The organism is Leisingera sp. S2M4, from assembly GCF_055398055.1.
In genome coordinates, this window is the sequence record NZ_AP040861.1 from 1,149,444 (window position 1) to 1,163,647 (window position 14,204).

At 61.2% G+C, this 14,204-nt stretch carries 22 protein-coding genes; 2 read left to right on the forward strand and 20 right to left on the reverse strand.

Translation table 11 applies throughout. The annotated features are described in order from the left end of the window. The 9 genes from rpsH to ACZ52D_RS05690 all read right to left on the reverse strand — a co-directional run bounded on the left by rpsH (window position 1) and on the right by ACZ52D_RS05690 (window position 4,463). Window positions 1-393: a 30S ribosomal protein S8 gene (gene rpsH, locus ACZ52D_RS05650; protein WP_222456112.1), complete on the reverse strand. Its 393-nt coding sequence runs from the start codon at window positions 391-393 to the stop codon at window positions 1-3. Window positions 394-406: 13 nt separating this feature from the next. Further along, window positions 407-712: a 30S ribosomal protein S14 gene (gene rpsN / locus ACZ52D_RS05655; protein WP_058289476.1), complete on the reverse strand. Its 306-nt coding sequence runs from the start codon at window positions 710-712 to the stop codon at window positions 407-409. Window positions 713-731: 19 nt separating this feature from the next. Next, window positions 732-1,295, reverse strand: coding sequence for a 50S ribosomal protein L5 (gene rplE / locus ACZ52D_RS05660; RefSeq protein ID WP_222456113.1), 564 nt, complete (start codon window positions 1,293-1,295; stop codon window positions 732-734). After that, complete coding sequence (gene rplX / locus ACZ52D_RS05665; RefSeq protein WP_027235538.1) at window positions 1,295-1,600, reverse strand: 50S ribosomal protein L24; 306 nt, start codon at window positions 1,598-1,600, stop codon at window positions 1,295-1,297. The genes rplE and rplX overlap by 1 nt, the downstream gene beginning before the upstream one ends. A 2-nt stretch (window positions 1,601-1,602) precedes the next feature. Further along, window positions 1,603-1,971, reverse strand: coding sequence for a 50S ribosomal protein L14 (rplN, locus tag ACZ52D_RS05670; protein ID WP_005621870.1), 369 nt, complete (start codon window positions 1,969-1,971; stop codon window positions 1,603-1,605). A gap of 100 nt (window positions 1,972-2,071) precedes the next feature. After that, the gene (gene rpsQ / locus ACZ52D_RS05675) at window positions 2,072-2,302 is read right to left on the reverse strand and encodes a 30S ribosomal protein S17 (RefSeq protein ID WP_008555996.1); all 231 of its coding nucleotides are present in this window, start codon (window positions 2,300-2,302) and stop codon (window positions 2,072-2,074) included. 11 nt (window positions 2,303-2,313) lie between these two features. Next, window positions 2,314-2,514, reverse strand: coding sequence for a 50S ribosomal protein L29 (rpmC, locus tag ACZ52D_RS05680; protein ID WP_222456114.1), 201 nt, complete (start codon window positions 2,512-2,514; stop codon window positions 2,314-2,316). Between the two features lie 206 nt (window positions 2,515-2,720). After that, on the reverse strand, window positions 2,721-3,764 hold the full coding sequence (locus tag ACZ52D_RS05685; RefSeq protein ID WP_464442817.1) for a succinylglutamate desuccinylase/aspartoacylase family protein: 1,044 nt from the start codon (window positions 3,762-3,764) through the stop codon (window positions 2,721-2,723). 78 nt (window positions 3,765-3,842) lie between these two features. Continuing rightward, window positions 3,843-4,463, reverse strand: a complete 621-nt coding sequence (locus ACZ52D_RS05690; protein ID WP_222456116.1) for a 2OG-Fe(II) oxygenase family protein — start codon at window positions 4,461-4,463, stop codon at window positions 3,843-3,845. Between the two features lie 196 nt (window positions 4,464-4,659). Here ACZ52D_RS05690 and ACZ52D_RS05695 point away from each other — a divergent pair, with 196 nt between their 5' ends. Then, a complete protein-coding gene (locus ACZ52D_RS05695) occupies window positions 4,660-6,834 on the forward strand; it encodes a methyl-accepting chemotaxis protein (RefSeq protein WP_464442818.1) in 2,175 nt (724 codons plus the stop codon). A gap of 275 nt (window positions 6,835-7,109) precedes the next feature. Here the strand turns inward: ACZ52D_RS05695 and rplP are convergent, their stop codons facing one another. The 6 genes from rplP to ACZ52D_RS05725 all read right to left on the reverse strand — a co-directional run bounded on the left by rplP (window position 7,110) and on the right by ACZ52D_RS05725 (window position 10,261). Next, on the reverse strand, window positions 7,110-7,523 hold the full coding sequence (rplP, locus tag ACZ52D_RS05700) for a 50S ribosomal protein L16 (protein ID WP_222456118.1): 414 nt from the start codon (window positions 7,521-7,523) through the stop codon (window positions 7,110-7,112). A 12-nt stretch (window positions 7,524-7,535) separates the two neighbouring features. Further along, the gene (rpsC, locus tag ACZ52D_RS05705; protein ID WP_222456119.1) at window positions 7,536-8,246 is read right to left on the reverse strand and encodes a 30S ribosomal protein S3; all 711 of its coding nucleotides are present in this window, start codon (window positions 8,244-8,246) and stop codon (window positions 7,536-7,538) included. After that, window positions 8,246-8,626 (reverse strand): 50S ribosomal protein L22, encoded by a 381-nt coding sequence (rplV, locus tag ACZ52D_RS05710; RefSeq protein WP_222456120.1) that lies wholly within the window; start codon window positions 8,624-8,626, stop codon window positions 8,246-8,248. Before rplV ends, rpsC begins: the two co-directional genes overlap by 1 nt. A gap of 3 nt (window positions 8,627-8,629) precedes the next feature. Then, the gene (gene rpsS, locus ACZ52D_RS05715) at window positions 8,630-8,908 is read right to left on the reverse strand and encodes a 30S ribosomal protein S19 (protein ID WP_024088539.1); all 279 of its coding nucleotides are present in this window, start codon (window positions 8,906-8,908) and stop codon (window positions 8,630-8,632) included. Window positions 8,909-8,911: 3 nt separating this feature from the next. Beyond that, on the reverse strand, window positions 8,912-9,754 hold the full coding sequence (gene rplB, locus ACZ52D_RS05720; protein WP_005621914.1) for a 50S ribosomal protein L2: 843 nt from the start codon (window positions 9,752-9,754) through the stop codon (window positions 8,912-8,914). A 324-nt stretch (window positions 9,755-10,078) separates the two neighbouring features. Continuing rightward, window positions 10,079-10,261: a DUF3008 family protein gene (locus ACZ52D_RS05725; RefSeq protein WP_464442819.1), complete on the reverse strand. Its 183-nt coding sequence runs from the start codon at window positions 10,259-10,261 to the stop codon at window positions 10,079-10,081. Between the two features lie 151 nt (window positions 10,262-10,412). Between ACZ52D_RS05725 and ACZ52D_RS05730 the strand changes: the two genes are divergently transcribed. Continuing rightward, window positions 10,413-10,610, forward strand: coding sequence for a CsbD family protein (locus ACZ52D_RS05730; RefSeq protein WP_222456122.1), 198 nt, complete (start codon window positions 10,413-10,415; stop codon window positions 10,608-10,610). Between the two features lie 105 nt (window positions 10,611-10,715). On the opposite strand, the gene ACZ52D_RS05735 is transcribed toward ACZ52D_RS05730, so the two are convergent. From ACZ52D_RS05735 to tuf, 5 genes are all read right to left on the reverse strand, one after another. Beyond that, window positions 10,716-11,012, reverse strand: coding sequence for a 50S ribosomal protein L23 (locus ACZ52D_RS05735; protein WP_222456123.1), 297 nt, complete (start codon window positions 11,010-11,012; stop codon window positions 10,716-10,718). Further along, on the reverse strand, window positions 11,009-11,626 hold the full coding sequence (gene rplD / locus ACZ52D_RS05740) for a 50S ribosomal protein L4 (RefSeq protein WP_222456124.1): 618 nt from the start codon (window positions 11,624-11,626) through the stop codon (window positions 11,009-11,011). Before rplD ends, ACZ52D_RS05735 begins: the two co-directional genes overlap by 4 nt. Continuing rightward, window positions 11,623-12,327, reverse strand: coding sequence for a 50S ribosomal protein L3 (gene rplC / locus ACZ52D_RS05745; RefSeq protein ID WP_222456125.1), 705 nt, complete (start codon window positions 12,325-12,327; stop codon window positions 11,623-11,625). Before rplC ends, rplD begins: the two co-directional genes overlap by 4 nt. An 18-nt stretch (window positions 12,328-12,345) precedes the next feature. Continuing rightward, window positions 12,346-12,660 (reverse strand): 30S ribosomal protein S10, encoded by a 315-nt coding sequence (gene rpsJ / locus ACZ52D_RS05750; RefSeq protein ID WP_024809816.1) that lies wholly within the window; start codon window positions 12,658-12,660, stop codon window positions 12,346-12,348. A gap of 324 nt (window positions 12,661-12,984) precedes the next feature. Next, the gene (gene tuf, locus ACZ52D_RS05755; RefSeq protein WP_222456126.1) at window positions 12,985-14,160 is read right to left on the reverse strand and encodes an elongation factor Tu; all 1,176 of its coding nucleotides are present in this window, start codon (window positions 14,158-14,160) and stop codon (window positions 12,985-12,987) included. Window positions 14,161-14,204 lie beyond the last annotated feature (44 nt).

Sequence of the window (14,204 nt, forward strand, 5' to 3'; positions counted from 1 at the left end):
TTAGAAGACGGTGCAAAGCACTTCGCCGCCGACGTTGGCTGCGCGTGCGTTTGCGTCCGACATCACACCCTTGGGGGTGGAGACAATCGACACGCCCAGGCCCTGGCGGACCTGCGGAATGTCATTGACGCCCATGTAAACGCGGCGGCCGGGCTTGGAGACCCGCTTGAGCTCGCGAATGACAGGTTCGCCGTCGAAGTATTTCAGGCTGATTTCGATGGCGGGATGGCCATTTTCACCAGTCACTTTCTCATAACCGCGGATGTAGCCCTCGTCCGCCAGCACGTCCAGCACCCAAGCCCGCAGCTTGGAAGCCGGGGTCATGACGGTGGATTTGCCGCGCATCTGAGAGTTACGGATACGGGTGAGCATATCGCCGATAGGATCGTTCATATCAGTCTCTCCCTTACCAGCTCGATTTCACCATGCCGGGGATCTGGCCATTGGAGCCCAGTTCCCGCAGCGCGATCCGGCTGATCTTCAGCTTACGGTAGTAAGCGTGAGGACGGCCGGTCAGCTGGCAGCGGTTGTGCAGACGGGTTGCCGACGAGTTGCGCGGCAGCTTGGCCAACTTCAGGCGCGCTTTGAAGCGCTCTTCCATCGGACGGCTTTCGTCGTTTGCGATTTCTTTCAGCTCGGCACGCTTTGCGGCATATTTGGCCACCAGGCGCTCGCGCTTCTTCTCGCGTTCGATCATGCTTTTCTTAGCCATGGTCTCTTCTCTCCCGCGCTTAGCTGTTGAAGGGCATGTTGAAAGCTTTCAACAGCGCCTTTGCTTCCGCGTCGGTTTTCGCGGTGGTGGCAATCACAATGTCCATGCCCCAGGCTTCGTCGATCTTGTCGAAATCGATTTCCGGGAACACGATGTGCTCTTTCAGACCCATGGCGTAGTTGCCGCGGCCGTCAAAGGAGGTACCCGAAACACCGCGGAAGTCGCGGATACGGGGCATTGCGATGGTGATCAGACGATCCAGGAATTCATACATCCGGTCGCCGCGCAGGGTCACCTTGGCGCCCATCGGCATGCCTTCGCGAACGCGGAAGCCGGCGATGGAGTTCTTGGCAACGGTGGTCAGAGCCTTCTGGCCCGCGATCGCGGTCAGGTCTGCCTGTGCGGATTTGGCTTTCTTGCTGTCTTTGACAGCAGCGCGGCCACAGCCGATGTTCAGAACGATCTTCTCCAGCTTGGGGATCATCATATCGTTCTTGTAGGCGAATTCCTCTTTCAGGGCACCACGGATGGTTTCCTTGTAGAGAGCCTTCAGGCGCGGGGTGTAGGTTGCAGCGTCAAGCATCAGACAGTCTCCCCGGTGGTCTTGGCGAAGCGCACCTTCTTGCCGTCTTCCTCACGGAAGCCGACGCGGGTTGCCTTGCCGTTGCTGTCCAGCAGTGCCAGGTTCGACAGGTCGATCGGCAGTGCCTTGGGCAGACGGCCGCCCTGGCTGTTTTGGGTCTGGCGGGTGTGGCGGATCGCCATGTTCACACCTTCGACAACGGCTTTACCGGCCTTGGGGTCGACGGAGGCGATGGTGCCTTCCTTGCCCTTATCCTTGCCGGCCAGCACGACGACCTTGTCGCCTTTGCGGAGTTTAGCAGCCATGATTACAGCACCTCCGGAGCCAGCGAGATGATCTTCATGAAGTTCTTCGCGCGCAGTTCACGAACAACCGGGCCAAAGATACGGGTACCGACCGGCTCGTTGTTGTTGTTCAGGATAACGGCTGCGTTCCGGTCAAAACGGATCGCGGTGCCGTCTTCGCGACGGACTTCTTTGGCGGTGCGCACGACAACGGCCTTACGGACGTCGCCTTTTTTCACGCGGCCGCGCGGGATGGCTTCCTTTACCGAGACGACGATGATGTCGCCAACGGATGCGTATTTACGCTTGGAGCCACCCAGAACCTTGATGCACTGAACTCGGCGAGCGCCGGAGTTGTCAGCAACATCCAGATTTGTTTGCATCTGGATCATGTGGTTTCTCCCGACCTATGGGGCAGCGATGCGTGCTGGTATCCCCCAGGGTTTCGACTGACTGTAAAGTCTAGTCGCCAGGAGTCTCGAGACGAGACTCTTAGGCTTCCAGAACTTCCCAGCGTTTCGTTTTCGATTTCGGCGCGCATTCGATGATGCGTACGGTGTCGCCGACCTTGAAAGCGTTCTTTTCATCGTGAGCCCGGTATTTCTTGGACTTACGGATGGTTTTCTTCAGAACCGGGTGCGTGAAGCGGCGTTCAACCGAGACAGTTACGGTCTGGGCGTTTGCGTCGCTGGTCACAACGCCTTGCAGGATACGTTTGGGCATTGTGTCGCTCCTTATTCGGCTGCTGCTGCAGCTTTTTCGTTCAGGATGGTCTTGACGCGGGCGGCATTGCGGCGCGCCGCCTTGATGCCTGCAGTCGATTCCAGCTGACCGGTTGCCTGCTGAAAGCGCAGGTTGAAGCTCTCTTTTTTCAGGGATGCGAGGATATCGCGGAGTTCATCCACGGTTTTCTCGCGCAGATCATTGGCGTTCATCGCCTTTGTTCCTTGTCCAAAGCACCAGAAGGCCCCGAGGGTAACCTTGAACCTGGTGGGTTATGTCAACCGCGCCAAAAGCGCGGCAAAAAAGAATCACTTACCCCGGATCCGGCATGGATTGGGGCCAAGCGATGGGTTCCTATAGAGGAGACCGGGCGCAGGGGCAAGGGAAAGGTTGGCCACCGCCCCTGCCGCGCCGCGGTTCAGATGATTTCATCCTCATCGAACATCGCCGCACCGTCGAGCTGGGCGCTCAGATCCTCGATCCGCTGCTCCGCCTCGGCGGCATTCACCACCCGGGCGATGTGAAACAACGCATCGCCTTCGTTGACGATCGGCATGTTGGCGCGCCCGATGATCAGCCCGGCAGCGCCGGCCGCTAGCTCCGCCTCGGTTTCGCCGAAGGGGTCGGAAACCACGCCAAGGACCTCGCCCTGCTCGACCATGTCGCCGGTCGTCTTGAAGGCCCGCAACAAGCCGCCCGCGGGGGCGCGCTCCCAGCTGCTGCTACCCGCGCGGACCGGGACGGTTTCGGCCAGCGGCACGCCATCCTCCGGGATCATCCCAAGCGCGTGCATCACGCGCAGGATGCCGGCAACCCCGACCCGCGCCGAGTATTCGTCGAAGCGCAAGCCCTCGCCCGCCTCGTACAACAGGATATCGACGCCGACGTTCTGCGCGGCCTGGCGCAGCGACCCCTCGCGCAGGCCCGACCGGATCACCACCGGCGCACCAAAGGCATCCGCGTAGGCCAGGGTATCCTTGGCCTTTGGTGACACCCGGATCTGCGGCATGTTGGTGCGGTGGATGGCCGCCGAGTGCAGATCGATGCCCAGGTCGCAGCGCGCTACCACCTCGGTCATGAACAAATGTGCGAGGCGGCTGGCCAGCGAGCCGCCTTCGCTGCCCGGAAAGCAGCGGTTCAGGTCGCGCCGGTCCGGCAAGTAGCGCGAATGGTTCAGAAAGCCGAAGGTGTTGACGATCGGCACCACGATCAGCGTGCCCTTCAGCCGCGAGAACTTGCGGCTGCGCAGCAGTCGGCGCGCGATTTCAACCCCAATCACCTCGTCGCCGTGAATGGCGGCGGAGACAAACATGGTCGGCCCCGCCTCCGCGCCGTGGATCACATGGGCGGACATGGTGACCGGCGTGTGGTCCGACAGTACGCTGACCGGCAGATCCACCGTGCGGCGGGTACCCGCAGGAATGCAGAAGCCACCGATCTCGAAGTCAGGACGGCGCGACATGGCAAGAGCCTCTCAAGGACGAACTGCAAAAGCCTTAGCAGGATTCGAGGCATTGGCAATCGCGCCGATGCGATGCCCCTACTCCCAGCGGTAGTTGAAACTGACGGAAATACGCTCTTCCTCGGCCATGTTCATCGGCACCTCGTGGCGGATGAAGCTTTCCCACAGCAGCACGTCGCCCACCTTGGGCGACTGGTAGACGAAGGTCTTCAGCTCCTGACGGCAGGTTTTCACGCGCGGCGGATGCGCCATCATCATCGCGTGGCGCGGGTCCTCCAGCTTGAGCGCGCTGGCCCCTTCGGGCATCGACACGTAGGTGGTGCCGGAAATCACCGAATGCGGGTGAATGTGGCTGGCGTGAGTGCCGCCCTCGGGCAGGATGTTGATCCACAGATCTTCCAGCACCAGCTTGCGACCATCAAGATCCAGTTCCAGATCCTCAGCAAAGGCCGCCACATGCAGATCCAGCGATTTCACCAGGTCGGCGAAGATCGGGAAGCGCCACGGCAGATCGGTCAGGGATGCATAGGAGGTATACCCGGGATACCCGTTTTCCTCGCACCAATCCTGGCCTGCGTCATCATCACCGGCGATGACCAGGCATGAGTTTTCCAGTTCCTGCGCGTCGATTGCCGGTCCGTGTTCGGACAGCGGCGCGCGGTAAAGTCGGGTCACGAAGAGCGATTCAATCTGAGCCATGCGCCCCTCCTACTCCATACACCAAACAAACGCGAGAGGCTGGCAGCACCGCTGAACAACCGGCGCATCCGGCGGATATCATCAAGACAAAATAAAATCTCTATCGGATTCCAACAGGGATTTAACCATTGGCGGCTAAGCTGACGGAAAAACAAGAAACGACAACAATCTCTCTCGTGAAAATGGTCCCAGTCACATGAAACTCAAAGTCACTGTCGGTTCGGCAATCCTGTCGATCATCGTTCTTGCCGGGGGGCTGATGGCCGTTCTGGTCAGCCTTCTTCTGTACTCGCACGGGGTGCGTGACGACATGCAGAACCGGGTGGCGGTCATCGAATCCGCCTATCGCAACCTCGACACGGTCGAGCTGGAAATGCTGATGGCGCGCCGCGCCGAAAAGGATTTCCTGCTGCGTCGGGACGACACGCATGTCGAACGACACGCCGCCACCATGGCGCGGATCAAGGACGCCTACGGCGCGTTGGAGCAAAAGGTTCCGAACATTCCGGAACTCGCGGAGAAACGCCGCGAACTGGCGACGCTTGGCGAGGTGATCGCCGCCTATGAAGCCAGCTTTCATGCGCTGACCGCCAGCAACCTGCGCCTTGGCCTTGATGAGAACAGCGGTCTGGAAGGCCAGCTGCGGAGCGCGGTCAAAAGCGCCGAAGCCACCCTGAAGGACCTCGGCCGCCCGGAAATGGAAGTGAAGATGCTGATGATGCGGCGGCATGAGAAGGACTTCATCATGCGCCAGGCGCCCAAGTACCTGGACCGGCTGAATGCCCGGGTCGAGGAATTCGCCGCCTTCCCGGCCAGCTATTACAGCAGCAGCGCCCAGCAAAAAGAGGTGCTGGCGCTGATGACCGCCTACCAGAAAAGCTTTGCCGACTACGTGAGCGAAAAGCTTGCCGAAAGCGAGCTGCGCAAGGAGGTCTCGCAGCACTTCGCCACCGCGGAGCCGCTGCTGGCCGCGCTGCAAGCCGAGGTACGCAGTGAGCTGGACGCCGTGCGCCGCGAAGGCGAGGCCGTCAGCTCCGCCGCGCAGACAAACGCCCTGCGTGCGGGCATCGTCGGCTCCCTGCTGTTCATCGCCGTCGCACTGTTGCTGGCCCGCGGCATCGCGCGGCCGCTGAAGCAGATCGACCAGGTCCTGAAGCAGATGATCCGGAACGACTTTACCGCCAAGCTGCCGACCACCCGTATCCGTGAGATTGCCGCCATCGGCGGCGCGGTCGGAGACTTCCGTCAGGCCGAGGTTGCCAAGCAGCAATTGAACGCCGAGATCTCAGAAGTCATCAACGCCTGTGGCGCCGGCGACTTCTCCCGCCGCATCCAGTGCGGCGACGGCGAGGACAGCGGCCTCAGCCGGGGTGTCAACACGATCGGCGAAGTCGCCCAGAAAGGCCTGGGAGACGTGCTGAAAGTGCTCGCCGCGATTGCGGATGGCGACCTGACCCAGCGGATGCCCTCGGGCCAGAAAGGCGTGTTCAAGGACATCGCTGACGCCATCGACAACCTGACCGGAAACCTGGAAACCATCGTGCGCCAGTTGGCGGGCAGCAGCGAGATGCTGAACAACACCTCCAACGAAATCGCCGGAGCGGTGGCGGATGCCTCGCGCCGCGGTGAAGCCTCGGCCGCGTCGCTGGAGGAAACATCGGCCGCCCTGCAGACCGTCAGTGATACGGTGCGTGACACCGCCGAGAGCGCGCAGGGCGCCCGCAGCTTCGTGAACGACGCCCAGTCGACAGCCGAAACCACCCGCAAAGTGGGGGAGCAGACCATCGCCGCCATGCAGCGCATCAAGGAATCCTCCGATGCGATTTCCAAGATCACCGGCATGATCGACGACGTCGCCTTCCAGACCAACCTTCTGGCCCTGAATGCCGGGGTCGAGGCCGCCCGCGCGGGCGAAGCCGGTCGCGGCTTCGCGGTGGTGGCCTCGGAGGTGCGAGCACTGGCGCAACGCTCCTCTGCGGCGGCGCAGGAAATCAGCGCCCTGATCAGCAGCAGCCAGATCGAGGTGACCAGCGGCGTGAAACTGGCTGATGAAACCGGTGCCGCCCTTGCCACGATCCACCAGATGGTCAGCCAGGCTGCGGAGAAGGTGAACGAGATCGCCGAGAACACCCACGAGCAGGCGAACGGGATCTCCGAAGTGAACGTCGCGCTCGAGGTGCTGGACCGGGATTCGCAGCACAGTGCCGCCATGCTGGAAGAAACCGCGGCCTCCGGCCAGATGCTGCGTGACGAGGCGGCGCGGCTGGCGCAAGCCATCTCGGGCTTCCGGCTGGATCACGGCAGCGTGCCCCGGACCGCTGGCAACGATGTCACCGCCGCAGCGGACGACTTCATCGAACGCGCTGCCTGAGCCTAACCCGCGGGCCGCCAACCGGTCGGCCCGCGGACGTCACCCGCCAGGTTCCGCGGCCACCATCCGCTCCCCCACCCGGTATCCCCCCGCAAACAAAGCGATGCGATGCCGTACGTTGCGGTACCCGGCGTCGGAGACCACGCTCCCCACCCTCAAAGACACGGAAACCATGCAAAAAGCCCCCGCCGAAATCTCGGCGGGGGCTTTTTAGTCTCGTTCACGTTCCACCGGCCCGGGCGCTGCTGTCAGCAACCTGCCGGTGGGATCGTGTATTACCAGTCTTCGCGGACCACGACGCGGGTCTTGACCGGCAGCTTCATCGCAGCAAGGCGCAGAGCCTCGCGAGCGACTTCATCGCTGACGCCGTCGATTTCGAACATCACGCGGCCGGGTTTGACCTTGCATGCCCAATAATCCACGGAACCTTTACCCTTACCCATACGAACTTCGACGGGCTTGGAGGTCACCGGAGTGTCCGGGAAGATACGGATCCAGACACGACCCTGACGTTTCATGTGGCGGGTCATGGCACGACGGGCAGCCTCGATCTGGCGTGCAGTCACACGCTCAGGGGTGGTTGCCTTCAGGCCATAGGTGCCGAAGTTCAGGTCGGAACCGCCTTTTGCCAGGCCGTGAATCCGGCCCTTGTGCATCTTGCGGAATTTAGTGCGCTTTGGCTGAAGCATCTCAAATCCTCCTTAGCGACGGCCGCCACCAGCACCACGGGGTGCAGGGCCGTCCTGGATTTCTTGTGCTTTACGGTCACGCGCCGACGGATCGTGCTCCATGATCTCACCTTTGAAGATCCAGACCTTGATCCCGATGATCCCGTAGGGGGTCATCGCTTCGGAATGTGCGTAATCGATGTCGGCACGCAGGGTGTGCAGAGGCACGCGACCTTCGCGGTACCATTCGGTACGTGCGATTTCGGCACCGCCCAGACGACCAGCGACGTTCACCCGGATACCCAGGGCGCCCATGCGCATGGCGTTCTGCACGGCACGCTTCATCGCGCGACGGAAGGAGACACGGCGCTCCAGCTGCTGAGCGATGGACTCACCGACCAGCTGCGCGTCGAGTTCCGGCTTGCGCACTTCAACGATGTTGAGGTGCAGCTCGGAGTCGGTCATCTTCGCCAGCTTCTTGCGCAGAACTTCGATGTCTGCACCTTTCTTGCCGATGATGACGCCCGGACGTGCGGTGTGAATGGTCACACGGCACTTCTTGTGCGGACGCTCGATGATGACGCGCGCAACGCCGGCTTGCTTGCACTCGGTCTTGATGAACTCACGGATCTTCAGATCCTCGAGCAGCAGATCACCATAGTCTTTGGTGTCGGCGTACCAGCGGCTGTCCCAGGTGCGGTTGACCTGAAGGCGCATGCCGATCGGATTGACTTTCTGACCCATTAGGCTTGCTCCTCAACTTGACGCACCTTGATGGTGATCTCCGCGAACGGCTTCAGGATTTTGCCGAACCGGCCACGGGCACGCGGGCGACCGCGCTTCATGGTCAGGTTCTTGCCAACCCAAGCCTCGGCGACGATCAGCTCATCGACGTCCAGGTTGTGGTTGTTCTCAGCATTCGCGATGGCGGACTGAAGGCATTTCTTCACGTCCTGTGCGACCCGCTTGTTGGAGAAGGTGAGATCGGTCAGAGCCTTTTCAACCTTCTTGCCACGGATCATCTGAGCCACCAGGTTCAGTTTCTGCGGCGAGGTACGGAGCATGCGCAGTTTTGCCATTGCTTCGTTGTCTGCCACGCGGCGGGGATTCTTTTCCTTACCCATGACTTACTTCCGCTTCGCTTTTTTGTCGGCGGCATGGCCATAATAGGTACGGGTCGGCGAATATTCACCGAACTTCTGACCGATCATGTCTTCCGAGACGTTGACGGGGATGTGCTTCTTGCCGTTGTAGACACCAAAGGTCAGACCAACGAACTGCGGCAGGATGGTGGAGCGACGCGACCAGATCTTGATCACTTCATTGCGGCCCGATTCACGCGCTGCTTCGGCCTTTTTCAGGACGTAAGCATCAACGAAGGGGCCCTTCCATACGGAACGTGCCATGGATTAGCGGCCTTTCTTCTTGGCGTGGCGCGAGCGGATGATGAGCTTCTGCGACGCCTTGTTTGTGTTGCGGGTACGCTTACCCTTGGTCGGCTTACCCCAGGGTGTCACCGGGTGACGACCACCGGAGGTCCGGCCTTCACCACCGCCGTGGGGGTGATCGATCGGGTTCATCACGACACCACGCACGGAAGGACGCTTGCCCTTGTGGCGCATACGGCCGGCTTTACCGTAGTTCTGGTTGGAGTTGTCGGGGTTCGACACGGCACCAACGGTGGCCATGCATTCCTGACGGACCAGGCGCAGTTCACCCGAGGACAGGCGGATCTGAGCGTAGCCACCATCACGACCAACGAACTGAGCGTAGGTACCGGCTGCACGGGCGATTTGGCCGCCTTTGCCGGGCTTCATTTCGATGTTGTGAACGATGGTACCGATCGGCATGCCCGAAAACGGCATTGCGTTGCCCGGCTTGATGTCTGCCTTTGCGGAGGCGATGACCTTGTCACCAACTGCCAGACGCTGCGGAGCCAGGATGTAGGCCTGCTCGCCGTCGTCGTACTTCACCAGGGCGATGAAGGCAGTACGGTTGGGGTCATATTCGATGCGCTCGACGGTTGCGGCGACATCAAATTTATTCCGTTTGAAGTCAACGATCCGGTAGAGACGCTTTGCGCCGCCGCCACGGCGGCGGGAAGTAATCCGTCCGGTGTTGTTCCGGCCGCCCGATTTGGTCAGACCCTCAGTGAGAGACTTGACCGGACGCCCTTTCCAAAGCTCCGAACGGTCGATCAGAACCAGCCCACGCTGGCCCGGCGTCGTCGGCTTATACGACTTAAGTGCCATGCTTTCTGTCTTCCGTTTAGCGTGCCGGGCCTTCGGTTGTTGTCTTTGGCCCAGCTATGTTTAAGGCCCCCGTAGGTGCCTGAGTTATAGGGCCCCGAAGGTCCCCAGTTCGAACATCCCGACAAACGTAACGACCCCGGAACGAATCCGGGGTCTTCAGGATTGGTGCGGCTTAACAGATGCCGCGCGGGCTGGCAATGGGGTGTTTGACGAACCACCCGCCGAACCGCAAACCGGGTAGGCGTATCATCGGCTTTGTCAGGCCAGTCACCCTGAATTACGGGCTATATGCGGCGGAACCGACCAGCCGCCAAGGCGCCGCGCTCACGACTTTTTGCGCGGCAGGCCATCATGGTCGGTCGACGCCAGCTCCTCCAGCTCGTCCTCGCTCATCGTTTCGTACATGTCCTTCGACGCCCCGGTGAGCTCGGACACCTTGGTGTCACCGCGCTTGGCCGACAAGGCGGCCCCTGCGGCCTTCTGCTGCGCCTTCGACTTGGCTTTCATGGCGTCCTCCTGTGTGGGCTGCTGAACGAGAAACGCCACGGCCCCCTGCCCGGTTCCGGAGCGCTGCGCCACGCAGGTCTGGAACGCGGAACCTATCTGCGCTCCAGACGTTGTCGAGACAGGCTCACCAACGACAGGAAAGGACGAAGCCATGGACTGGAATCAAGTGAAGGGCCAATGGAAACAGCTGAAGGGCGCAGCCCAGCAAACCTGGGGTGACATCACCGACGACGATTGGGACCGGATCAACGGCCGCCGTGAAGAACTGGCCGGCAAGATCCAGGAGCGCTACGGCCGCGAAAAAGAAGAAGCCGAACGCGAAATCGATCAGTGGATCGCACGCCTGTGACCCGGTCGGCGCGGGGCAACTCCCTCCCCGTGCCTGCCTCGTAGGCGCATGTAAAAAGGCCCTCGCATTCGCGAGGGCCTCTCATGTTCTTCAAGAAGACAGATCTCAGAGACCGGTGGTCACGTCGATGGTGTTGCCTTCTTCCAGGGTCACATAGGCCTTTTTGACGTCCTTGCGACGGCCCAGCTGGCCGCGGAAACGTTTGACCTTACCCTTGGTGACGGTGGTGTTGACCGCTTTGACCTTGACGCCAAAGAGAGCTTCAACAGCTTCCTTGATCATCGGCTTGTTGCTGTCGATCGCCACTTCGAACACCACGGCGCCGTTTTCGGACGCCAGGGTGGATTTCTCGGTGATGATCGGCTTGCGGATCACGTCGTAGTGTTCTGCCTTCGCGCTCATTTCAGGCGAGCCTCCAGTGCTTCGACACCTGCTTTGGTGATCACCAAGGTGTCACGCTTCAGGATGTCATAGACGTTGGCACCGATGGTCGGCAGTACGTCCAGACCTTCGATGTTCTTGGCGGCGCGAGCAAAACCCTCGTTCACGGCAGCGCCGTCGATGACCAGAGCGCGTTTCCAGCCCAGGTTCTTAACCTGCTTGGCCAGAGCGGAGGTCTTGCCCTCGGCACTCGCGTCCTCGATGATGACCAGCTCGCCCGCTTTCGCCTTGGCGGACAGCGCGTGGCGCAGGCCCAGCTTGCGGAACTTCTTGGTCAGCTCGTGGCCGTGCGACCGCGGGGTCGGACCCTTGTAGATACCACCCTTGCGGAAGATCGGCGCGTTGCGGTCACCGTGGCGTGCGCCGCCGGTACCCTTCTGGCGATAGATCTTCTTGGTCGAGTAGGAGGTCTCGGAGCGGGTCTTCACCTTGTGGGTGCCCTGCTGCGCGTTGTTGCGCTGCCAGCGAACCACACGGTGCAGGATGTCCGCACGCGGCTCCAGGCCGAACAGCTCTTCGGACAGTTCGATGTCGCCCGCTTTGCCGCCGTCCAGTTTGATCACGTCAAGTTTCATGCTTCACCACCTTCCGCGGGAGCTTCCGCAGTTTTCAGAGCGGCCGGGAAAGGCAGACCCTCGGGGGCTTTCTTCTTCACGGCATCCTTGACGGTAACCCAGCCGGATTTCGGGCCCGGAACGGCGCCCTTGATGAAGACCAGGCCGCGCTCGGCGTCGGTTTTCACCACTTCCAGGTTCTGGGTGGTCACACGGGCAGCACCCATGTGGCCCGCCATCTTCTTGCCTTTGAAGACGCGGCCGGGGTCCTGACACTGACCGGTCGAACCGTGCGAACGGTGCGAGATCGACACACCGTGCGAGGCGCGCAGACCACCGAAGTTGTGACGCTTCATGGCACCTGCGAAACCTTTACCGATCGAGGTACCGGTCACGTCCACTTTCTGGCCAGCCAGGAAATGTTCGGCCGAGATTTCGGCACCGACTTCGATCAGGCCTTCCGCGGGAACGCGGAACTCGGCCAGCTTGCGCTTGGGCTCAACCTTGGCTGCTGCGAAGTGACCGCGCATGGCTTTGCTGGTGCGCTTTGCCTTGGCGGTACCGGCACCCAGCTGAACAGCGGTGTAGCCGTCCTTTTCCTCGGTGCGCTGAGCAACAACCTGCAGGCCGTCCAGGGACAGAACGGTCACAGGAATCTGCTTGCCGTCTTCCATGAACAGTCGGGTCATGCCGACTTTCTTTGCGATAATACCGGAACGCATAATCTATACCCTCCGATCTTACGATTGCAGCTTGATTTCGACGTCAACGCCAGCGGCCAGGTCGAGCTTCATCAGCGCGTCCACGGTCTGCGGGGTCGGGTCGACGATGTCGAGAAGACGCTTGTGCGTACGGATCTCGAACTGATCGCGGGATTTCTTGTCGATGTGAGGGCCACGCAGAACGGTGAACTTCTCAATCTTGTTCGGCAGCGGGATCGGGCCGCGCACTTGGGCGCCGGTCCGCTTGGCAGTGTTGACGATTTCCTGGGTGCTGGCATCCAGCACGCGGTAGTCAAATGCCTTCAGCCGGATACGGATGTTTTGGCTTTGCATCGTACAGCCTTATTCTAGGCGTTGGGGTTGAGAGGAGGGCCTGCGCTCACCGCAATCCCTCATCGAACCCAAAAGGCGGGAATCATCCCGCCCCTGATCACACTCGGTGAACTCGCGCCCTATACGCGCTATGGCCCGGTCTGACAAGGGGGTGCGCCGCGAAACAAAAGGAATTCGCACGCGCGCTCCCTGCCGGAGGCATCCGGGCCGTGCAGCCAGGCGCAAATGTAGGGGCCGCTCATGTCACCTGCCCCTTCCCTTCGTCCCGCATAGAAAAAGGGCCTCCCGAGGGAGGCCCTTTCCATCCAGTATCAGGAGACCTGATTACTCGATGATTTTGGACACGACGCCGGCGCCGACGGTGCGGCCGCCTTCACGGATGGCGAAACGCAGACCGTCTTCCATCGCGATCGGAGCGATCAGCTCAACACCGAACTTCAGGTTGTCGCCCGGCATCACCATCTCGGTGCCTTCCGGCAGGGTCACGGTGCCGGTCACGTCGGTGGTGCGGAAGTAGAACTGCGGACGGTAGTTCGCGAAGAACGGGGTGTGACGGCCGCCTTCTTCCTTGGTCAGGATGTAGGCTTCGGCTTCGAACTTGGTGTGCGGGGTCACGGAGCCCGGCTTACACAGAACCTGGCCACGCTCAACCGACTCACGGTCAACACCACGCAGCAGGGCGCCGATGTTGTCGCCTGCTTCACCGCGGTCCAGCAGCTTGCGGAACATTTCCACGCCGGTGCAGGTGGTTTTGGTGGTGTCTTTGATGCCGACGATTTCGATTTCGTCGCCAACGTTGATCACGCCACGCTCGACACGGCCGGTCACAACGGTACCGCGGCCGGAGATCGAGAACACGTCTTCGATCGGCATCAGGAACGGCTGGTCAACCGCACGCTCGGGGGTCGGGATGTACTCATCCACGGCCGCCATCAGTTCCTTGATCTTGTTTTCGCCGATTTCCGGATCACGGCCTTCCATCGCCGCCAGCGCGGAACCCGCGATGATCGGGATATCGTCGCCCGGGAACTCGTAGGAGGACAGCAGCTCGCGGATTTCCATTTCCACCAGCTCCAGCAGCTCTTCGTCGTCGACCTGGTCAACCTTGTTCATGAAGACAACCAGGGCCGGAACGCCAACCTGACGCGCCAGCAGGATGTGCTCGCGGGTCTGCGGCATCGGGCCGTCGGCTGCGTTCACAACCAGGATGGCGCCGTCCATCTGGGCCGCACCGGTGATCATGTTCTTCACGTAGTCGGCGTGGCCGGGGCAGTCGACGTGCGCGTAGTGACGCGCTTCGGTTTCATATTCCACGTGGGCGGTGGAGATGGTGATGCCGCGGGCTTTTTCTTCCGGTGCGCCGTCGATCTGGTCGTAGGCTTTGAAGTCACCGAAGTATTTGGTGATCGCTGCGGTCAGCGTGGTTTTGCCGTGGTCAACGTGGCCAACGGTGCCGATGTTGACGTGCGGTTTATTACGTTCAAACTTTTCCTTAGCCATGATGGCCTCCTTTTGTTTCGAGAGGAGCCCGCGGATGCCGCGAA

Coding starts and splice junctions, on each gene's coding strand:
- rpsH (WP_222456112.1), bottom strand. CDS start 393: ATGAACGATCCTATCGGCGATATGCTCACCCGTATCCGTAACTCTCAG.
- rpsN (WP_058289476.1), bottom strand. CDS start 712: ATGGCTAAGAAAAGCATGATCGAACGCGAGAAGAAGCGCGAGCGCCTG.
- rplE (WP_222456113.1), bottom strand. CDS start 1,295: ATGCTTGACGCTGCAACCTACACCCCGCGCCTGAAGGCTCTCTACAAG.
- rplX (WP_027235538.1), bottom strand. CDS start 1,600: ATGGCTGCTAAACTCCGCAAAGGCGACAAGGTCGTCGTGCTGGCCGGC.
- rplN (WP_005621870.1), bottom strand. CDS start 1,971: ATGATCCAGATGCAAACAAATCTGGATGTTGCTGACAACTCCGGCGCT.
- rpsQ (WP_008555996.1), bottom strand. CDS start 2,302: ATGCCCAAACGTATCCTGCAAGGCGTTGTGACCAGCGACGCAAACGCC.
- rpmC (WP_222456114.1), bottom strand. CDS start 2,514: ATGAACGCCAATGATCTGCGCGAGAAAACCGTGGATGAACTCCGCGAT.
- ACZ52D_RS05685 (WP_464442817.1), bottom strand. CDS start 3,764: ATGTCGCGCCGTCCTGACTTCGAGATCGGTGGCTTCTGCATTCCTGCG.
- ACZ52D_RS05690 (WP_222456116.1), bottom strand. CDS start 4,463: ATGGCTCAGATTGAATCGCTCTTCGTGACCCGACTTTACCGCGCGCCG.
- ACZ52D_RS05695 (WP_464442818.1), top strand. CDS start 4,660: ATGAAACTCAAAGTCACTGTCGGTTCGGCAATCCTGTCGATCATCGTT.
- rplP (WP_222456118.1), bottom strand. CDS start 7,523: ATGCTTCAGCCAAAGCGCACTAAATTCCGCAAGATGCACAAGGGCCGG.
- rpsC (WP_222456119.1), bottom strand. CDS start 8,246: ATGGGTCAGAAAGTCAATCCGATCGGCATGCGCCTTCAGGTCAACCGC.
- rplV (WP_222456120.1), bottom strand. CDS start 8,626: ATGGGTAAGGAAAAGAATCCCCGCCGCGTGGCAGACAACGAAGCAATG.
- rpsS (WP_024088539.1), bottom strand. CDS start 8,908: ATGGCACGTTCCGTATGGAAGGGCCCCTTCGTTGATGCTTACGTCCTG.
- rplB (WP_005621914.1), bottom strand. CDS start 9,754: ATGGCACTTAAGTCGTATAAGCCGACGACGCCGGGCCAGCGTGGGCTG.
- ACZ52D_RS05725 (WP_464442819.1), bottom strand. CDS start 10,261: ATGAAAGCCAAGTCGAAGGCGCAGCAGAAGGCCGCAGGGGCCGCCTTG.
- ACZ52D_RS05730 (WP_222456122.1), top strand. CDS start 10,413: ATGGACTGGAATCAAGTGAAGGGCCAATGGAAACAGCTGAAGGGCGCA.
- ACZ52D_RS05735 (WP_222456123.1), bottom strand. CDS start 11,012: ATGAGCGCGAAGGCAGAACACTACGACGTGATCCGCAAGCCGATCATC.
- rplD (WP_222456124.1), bottom strand. CDS start 11,626: ATGAAACTTGACGTGATCAAACTGGACGGCGGCAAAGCGGGCGACATC.
- rplC (WP_222456125.1), bottom strand. CDS start 12,327: ATGCGTTCCGGTATTATCGCAAAGAAAGTCGGCATGACCCGACTGTTC.
- rpsJ (WP_024809816.1), bottom strand. CDS start 12,660: ATGCAAAGCCAAAACATCCGTATCCGGCTGAAGGCATTTGACTACCGC.
- tuf (WP_222456126.1), bottom strand. CDS start 14,160: ATGGCTAAGGAAAAGTTTGAACGTAATAAACCGCACGTCAACATCGGC.